Genomic DNA, 5771 nt, shown 5'->3' with positions numbered 1-5771 from the left:
CTGTTCAATGCCCAGCCGAAGGCGTACCGTGAGGCGGTATTTCCCCCTGAGGTCGCTGCACGGTTGGCGGTCGAAGCAGGCGTCTCGCAAGGCTGGCACCGCTTTGTCGGCGACCGCGGCGATGTGCTGGCGGTAGACCGCTTCGGCGCATCGGCCGCGGGCGAGATCGTGATGCGCGAATACGGTTTTACCGTCGAGAACGTTTGCAGGCGGGCGGCTTTGCTGCTCCACCCGTAGCAGAGGCTGTGTGAATACTGGCAGCCTTCTCAGGCTCCAAGCGCGGCATCGACAATTGCCTGCGCCTCCTTTGCGATCCGGCGCAGATGATCCTCGCCATGAAAGCTCTCAGCGTAGATCTTGTAGATTTCTTCCGTGCCTGACGGCCGCGCGGCGAACCAGCCGCTTTCGGCGATGACCTTGATGCCACCGATCGGGGCATCGTTGCCAGGTGCCCTGGTAAGGATGGTTTGAATCTTCTCGCCCGCGAGGTCCGTGCATTTCACCTGTTGTGGCGATAGCTCCAACAGCACTTTTCGTTGCGCCAGCGTGGCGGGCGCCTCGATCCGGGTGGTAACCGGGTCGCCCAGTTCATGCGTCAGCTTGCGATAAATCTCGCCCGGATCGAGGCCGATGCGCGCCGTGATTTCGGCCGCTAAAAAAGCCGGCGCAAGACCGTCCTTGTCCGTCGTCCAGACCGAACCGTCAAGACGCAGGAAGGATGCGCCCGCACTCTCTTCTCCGCAAAAACCCAGGGTTCCGCTGCCTAGGCCATCGGCGAACCATTTAAAGCCAACCGGCACCTCATACAGCCTGCGGCCGAGCCGCGCAGACACACGGTCGATCATCTGGCTGCTGACGACGGTCTTTCCCACGCCGGCCTCCCCGGACCACTTTGCGCGGTGCTGGAAGAGATAGTCGATGGCAACCGCGAGATAGTGATCGGAGGGCAGCAATCCCACACTCTGGGTGACGATACCGTGCCGGTCGTGGTCGGTGTCGCACGCAAAAGCAATGTCGTAACGGCTCTTCAGGTCGATGAGGCGCTGCATGGCGTAGGGCGACGACGGGTCCATGCGGATGCGGCCATCCCAGTCGACCGTCATGAAGCGGAATGTAGGATCGACTTCGTCGCTGATCACGGTCAGGCGCAGGCGGTAACGCTCGCCAATGGATTTCCAGTAGTGAACGCCGGCGCCGCCGAGTGGGTCCACACCGAGACGGATGCCGGATTCACGAATCGCGGCCATGTCAATCATCTGCCCGATTTCGCGCATGTAGGCGTTGAGATAGTCGTACCGATGTGTCGTGGCCAGGCACAGTGCCTTCTCGAAGGGCACCCTTCTGATACCTTTGAGCCCGTCTTTTAGAAGCGCGTTGGCCCTGGTTTCGATCCAGCTGGTCACGGCCGTATCGGCCGGCCCGCCGTTGATGGCCGGACGTGCCGAATATCACGCATTGCTCAGCCACCGAAGGATCGGGCACATCCGTGTAGTAGGCCGTGACGAGCCTTGGAACATTCACCAGGATTGCCCTTGGAGCTGGTTTGCCGGCCAGGAGACTTATCTTCATGGCACTGTCCTTGGTGCCGTGGTTTCCGAGAGTCCGGGCGCCGCGCCAGGGCGGGATGTGCGCGCCCGTTCGAAGATTGCCACCCATTCGCCATAGCATCGGGCGATGCGGGAAACGGCGGCCTGCCTCGTCATCTTCTTTGATTCGTAGTCGGCGATCGCGTCCCCGAAAGTGGTCCGCCCGACCGCGAAGCCGATCAGCCCCGGCACCCGCGCCGCGGTTTCGAGCCATGCCACCACGCGCGGCTCGTCGGCGCCGCGCCCCAGCACGATGCAGCCGACTTCACCCCGTCCGTCACGCCGCACGGTTTCGACCAGTTGTTTGCAATCTTCGCGGTCATCGAGTCCTTCGATCTTCCAGATATCCGGCTCGATGCCCGCATCCTGCAGGGTACGGATGGCCTGGCGCATCAGGGCAGGGCGAGTTCGGCGATCGTAGGCATCCTTGTCCGCCTGGACCCGCTCCAATTGTACCTTCGTGGCGGGCACCAGCAACTCGAATATGAAGCGTTGAGCGGCCTTCCTGCAGTAGTCGGTCAGCTGTCTCAGGCGGGYTGTCTGCCGCAGATTGAGCGCGGCATCGCCATCCGGGTTATAGCGCACCAGCACTTTCGCGAAGGTCGGCACGAAGGCTTCGATGTGCTCCGCAAACGCTTCGCCATATTCAAACTCGAATTCGTCCGAACCGCTCTTCTCGACCGAGACCGCGGTGACGTAGCCACTGCGTATCGCGTCGCGAAGAATGCCGGCGCCGAATTCTTCATCAACCAGAATGCCGGCGCAAGACGCCGGCACCCCATCGTCGACGGCTTCCCTGAAGCCATCGTAGATGAGTTGCTTGCTGCCCGCTACCGTCTTGTGTTGGTCCGGAGTCAGCGGCGGCTTGAACTGGAACATGCCGGTCACATAGGATTGGCGATGATCGAACGGCAATAGGTAGAGCGGTGATTTGTAGCCGAGATTCATGATGGTCCCTCCTGAAGCCGGCGACAACGCCGGATCAATGTGTTGATGGAACTGTCGTGTCGGGGCGTCGGCTCCCCGGCGTCCTCGAGCTCCGGAATGATGCGCAGCCAAGTTCGTCCCCCCAATGCTCGAAGGAGACGATGCGCCAGCTCACCCTTGCGCCAAAACGCGGCGCTCGAGCAACCAGTGTCCCCAGCGCCTCGGGGTCGGGCGCTCGGCGATCGCCATCGGGCGTGACTTGCTTGTCGTTGCTTTCCATCTCGAGATAGATGCCAGCGGCTTTGCCGACAAGGCGCTCGCCTCGCTGCGTATCGTCGGCAAAGATCTGCCGCAGGTGCAGATGACGCACCTGCCAGTGATGCGCCGCGAGCGCCGGCCACGCCGGCCGATCGGACGGCCGCGGGTGGGGGATGGATGCCGGGTCAAACATGATCGCCAACGCCGCCCGATTCGCTGTGCGCGAGCGCCGCGCTTTTGCTAGCCAGGACAGCCATCAGATCGGCCCAGGATTTGGCGAAGGATTCTGCGCCCTCCCGTTGCAACCGGCTGGCCAGCGCCGCTGCATCTACGCCGGCTTGTGCAAAGGCGGCGAGCACGTCTTGCGCATCGCCGCCATCCGCCGCCATGGTGCCGGTCACCGCGCCGTGATCGGCGAAGGCGAGCAGGGTGGCTTCGGGGATGGTGCTGATGGTGTCGGGTGCGGCGAGCGCCTCCAGATATAGCGTGTCCGGTGCGGCAGGATCCTTGGTGCCGGTGCTGGCCCACAGTAGGCGTTGCGGCAGCGCGCCGCCGTTCGCCAGCTTGCGCCAGCGCGGCGAGTTCAATAGTTCGCGATAGGCCCGGTATGCGCGCCGCGCAATGGCGATGCCAAGACGATTGGCCAACGCGCCGGGAATCTTGTCCTTGACCGCCACGTCCCATCGACTGATGAAGATCGAGGCGACCGAGCCGACCTTCGGATCGAGACCGGCGGCGATGCGCCGCTCGATGCCGCGCAGGTAGGCCGCCGCCGCCGCAAGGTACTGCTCACTGGAGAACAGCAGCGTGACGTTGATCGGCACGCCGGCGAAGATCGATTCTTCGATGGCGATGACGCCGGCAGGCGTGCCCGGAATCTTGATGAAGAGATTGGCCCGCCGCGCGCGAGCATGGAGTTGCGCGGCTTCGCGCACCGTGCCCGCCGCATCGTTTACCAGCAAGGGAGAGACTTCCAGCGAGACCCAGCCGTCGACGCCAGCCGTCGCCTCATGGATGGGGAGGAAGAGATCGGCGGCATGGGTCAGGTCCTCCAACGCCAGCTCGAGAAAGAGGGCCTCCCCTGACTTCCCTTCAGCAGTCTTTGCTTGAATTGCCTCATCGTAGAAATTCGTGTTCCGAATGGCATGATCGAAGATCGTGGGGTTCGAAGTGAGCCCGGTGACGGAGAACTCGCGCACATAGCGCTGCAGCGTACCGCTTTCCAGCAGCCCGCGCGAGACGTTGTCGAGCCACAGGCTTTGACCCAGTGCTTGAAGACGTTCGGTGGCGTTCATGGAGACCTCTGTTCGGTATGACCCGCCCGGGCGGCATCCAGCAGGACCGCCAAGTCATAGTTGAGCAGGTCGCCGATGTGCTCGACCGTTAGGTCGGCGGCTGGATATGCGGTCACGGCATGCGGGTCGTGGGCGTAGTGCCCCTGCCGCGGAAAGACGGTTGTGAGCCTGTCTTTCCATACCGCCTTCATTGCCGCCAGGATGCGCGGCTTGTCGTCGACCATGGTCTCCTTATGAATATAGATCAACACGCGCCCCTCGACTGCTTTCCATAAGCCGGAACGCTGGATCTTGCGCGGCTGGAAAACCACGTCGCCATCGGACAGGACGACCGTGGGCCCCCAGGCGCCAAGGTGTTCGATGACCTCGAGCGCTCGGGGGTACAAGCGGTCTGCAAACGGATAGTCCACCAGGAACGCAGACATCAGCAGCAGGCGCGGATCGTTCAGGTTGTCGAGGCGGTAGCGCTGCAACGCGCCCAGGTAATCGGCGTATCCCAGTTCGGCACGCAACGCCTCGAAGATCTGCCAATAGCGCTCCCGGTTCGCGGCGCCAAACGCATGGTCGAGGTGTGCCTGGAGATCGTCCTGGAGGCGATCGTTATCAAGCAGCGTGTTATCGCAGTCCAGCAGGAAGACCAGCTTCTCTCGCGTTTTCATGGCAAATTCTCCTCTGATGTGGGGTTGTGCCATCGATCGTCGCCAGCCAGGATCCGCCCGGCCGCTGGCGGCCCCCACGTATCCGGCTCGTACTCGAAAACCGGCACCGCGTCGCCGAGGATCGGGTCTACCACACGCCAGGCCGCTTCGACCGTGTCGCCGCGAGTGAATAACGCAGCATCTCCGCGCAGAGCGTCTCCTAGCAGGCGTTCATACGGCGTCATTTCGTCGCGAGGATAGTGTCGTGCGACAAGCGCCGTTGCAGCGCCGACCATCGGCTCGCCCGGCACCTTGGTCCGTGTACCGATGGTCGTCACCACATCCGGGCTGAGCCGGAAGCGGAAATAGTTCGACTGGCCGGGACCATTGGCGTCGAACACAGCGGGCGACGGCGGCTTGAGCTCGATCGTGACTTCGGTGCAGGTGATCGGCAATCGCTTACCGGCCCGGATATAGAAGGGCACCCCGGCCCATCGCGGGTTGTCGATATGCAGGCGCAGCGCCGCGAACGTTTCGACTTGCGAGTCGCGCGGCACGCCTGTCACGTCGCGATATCCGCAGAACTGTCCGCGCACTACCTCGTTCGGGGAAAGCGGGCGCATCGAACTCAGGACACGCAGTTTTTCGTCGCGTATCGCATCGGGACCGCCATCCATGGGAATTTCCATCGTGAGCAGCGCCATCACCTGCAGCATGTGATTCTGCACCACGTCGCGTATCGCCCCCACTTCCTCATAGAAGGCGCCGCGTCCCTGCACGCCGAACTGTTCGGCCATGGTGATCTGCACGCTTGCCACATAGCCGTGGTGCCAGACCGGCTCCAAGAATGTGTTGGAGAAGCGAAAATAAAGCAGGTTCTCAACTGCTTCCTTGCCGAGATAGTGGTCGATACGGAAAATCGCGTCCTCGGGAAAACAGGCGTGCAATGTCCGATTGAGCGCCTGCGCCGAAGCAAGGCTGCGGCCGAAAGGTTTCTCGACGATCACCCGGCCATTCCGGGCGCAGGCAGATCTGGCCAGACCTTGGGTGACCGGCTCGAACATGCT

General features: G+C 62.7%; 6 protein-coding genes and 1 pseudogene. 1 reads left to right on the top strand and 6 read right to left on the bottom strand.

The genetic code is table 11. The features are described 5' to 3' along the window. A partial coding sequence (locus tag AC1DS3_RS35730; RefSeq protein WP_477129052.1) for a transketolase-like TK C-terminal-containing protein occupies window positions 1-237 on the top strand: 237 nt, incomplete at its 5' end. Between the two features lie 29 nt (window positions 238-266). On the opposite strand, the pseudogene AC1DS3_RS35725 reads toward AC1DS3_RS35730, so the two are convergent. From AC1DS3_RS35725 to AC1DS3_RS35700, 6 genes and pseudogenes are all read right to left on the bottom strand, one after another. Continuing rightward, window positions 267-1569, bottom strand: a pseudogene (locus AC1DS3_RS35725) (alpha-D-glucose phosphate-specific phosphoglucomutase). After that, entirely contained in the window at window positions 1566-2534 is a 969-nt protein-coding gene (locus AC1DS3_RS35720; protein WP_477129051.1) for a 2-deoxy-5-keto-D-gluconate 6-phosphate aldolase domain-containing protein, read from the bottom strand. The pseudogene AC1DS3_RS35725 and the gene AC1DS3_RS35720 overlap by 4 nt, the downstream one beginning before the upstream one ends. Window positions 2535-2568: 34 nt before the next feature. Then, a complete protein-coding gene (locus AC1DS3_RS35715; RefSeq protein ID WP_441639795.1) occupies window positions 2569-2964 on the bottom strand; it encodes a hypothetical protein in 396 nt (131 codons plus the stop codon). Then, window positions 2957-4066: a transaldolase gene (gene tal, locus AC1DS3_RS35710; RefSeq protein ID WP_441639794.1), complete on the bottom strand. Its 1110-nt coding sequence runs from the start codon at window positions 4064-4066 to the stop codon at window positions 2957-2959. The genes AC1DS3_RS35715 and tal overlap by 8 nt, the downstream gene beginning before the upstream one ends. Beyond that, window positions 4063-4725, bottom strand: coding sequence for an HAD family hydrolase (locus AC1DS3_RS35705; protein ID WP_441639793.1), 663 nt, complete (start codon window positions 4723-4725; stop codon window positions 4063-4065). The genes tal and AC1DS3_RS35705 overlap by 4 nt, the downstream gene beginning before the upstream one ends. Continuing rightward, window positions 4722-5771, bottom strand: a 1050-nt coding sequence (locus AC1DS3_RS35700) for a glucose-6-phosphate dehydrogenase (protein ID WP_477129050.1), incomplete at its 5' end; no start/stop codon positions are given. The genes AC1DS3_RS35705 and AC1DS3_RS35700, both read right to left, overlap by 4 nt.

The sequence above is a fragment of the Cupriavidus sp. 01L46 genome, from assembly GCF_056399905.1.
Note: the sequence above shows the minus strand (reverse complement) of the source record. Positions and strands in the feature narration are given on the sequence as shown.

Excerpts from the sequence above, each read along its gene's own strand:
- AC1DS3_RS35705 (WP_441639793.1), bottom strand. The coding sequence starts at position 4,725 with ATGAAAACGCGAGAGAAGCTGGTCTTCCTGCTGGACTGCGATAACACG.
- AC1DS3_RS35715 (WP_441639795.1), bottom strand. The coding sequence starts at position 2,964 with ATGTTTGACCCGGCATCCATCCCCCACCCGCGGCCGTCCGATCGGCCG.
- tal (WP_441639794.1), bottom strand. The coding sequence starts at position 4,066 with ATGAACGCCACCGAACGTCTTCAAGCACTGGGTCAAAGCCTGTGGCTC.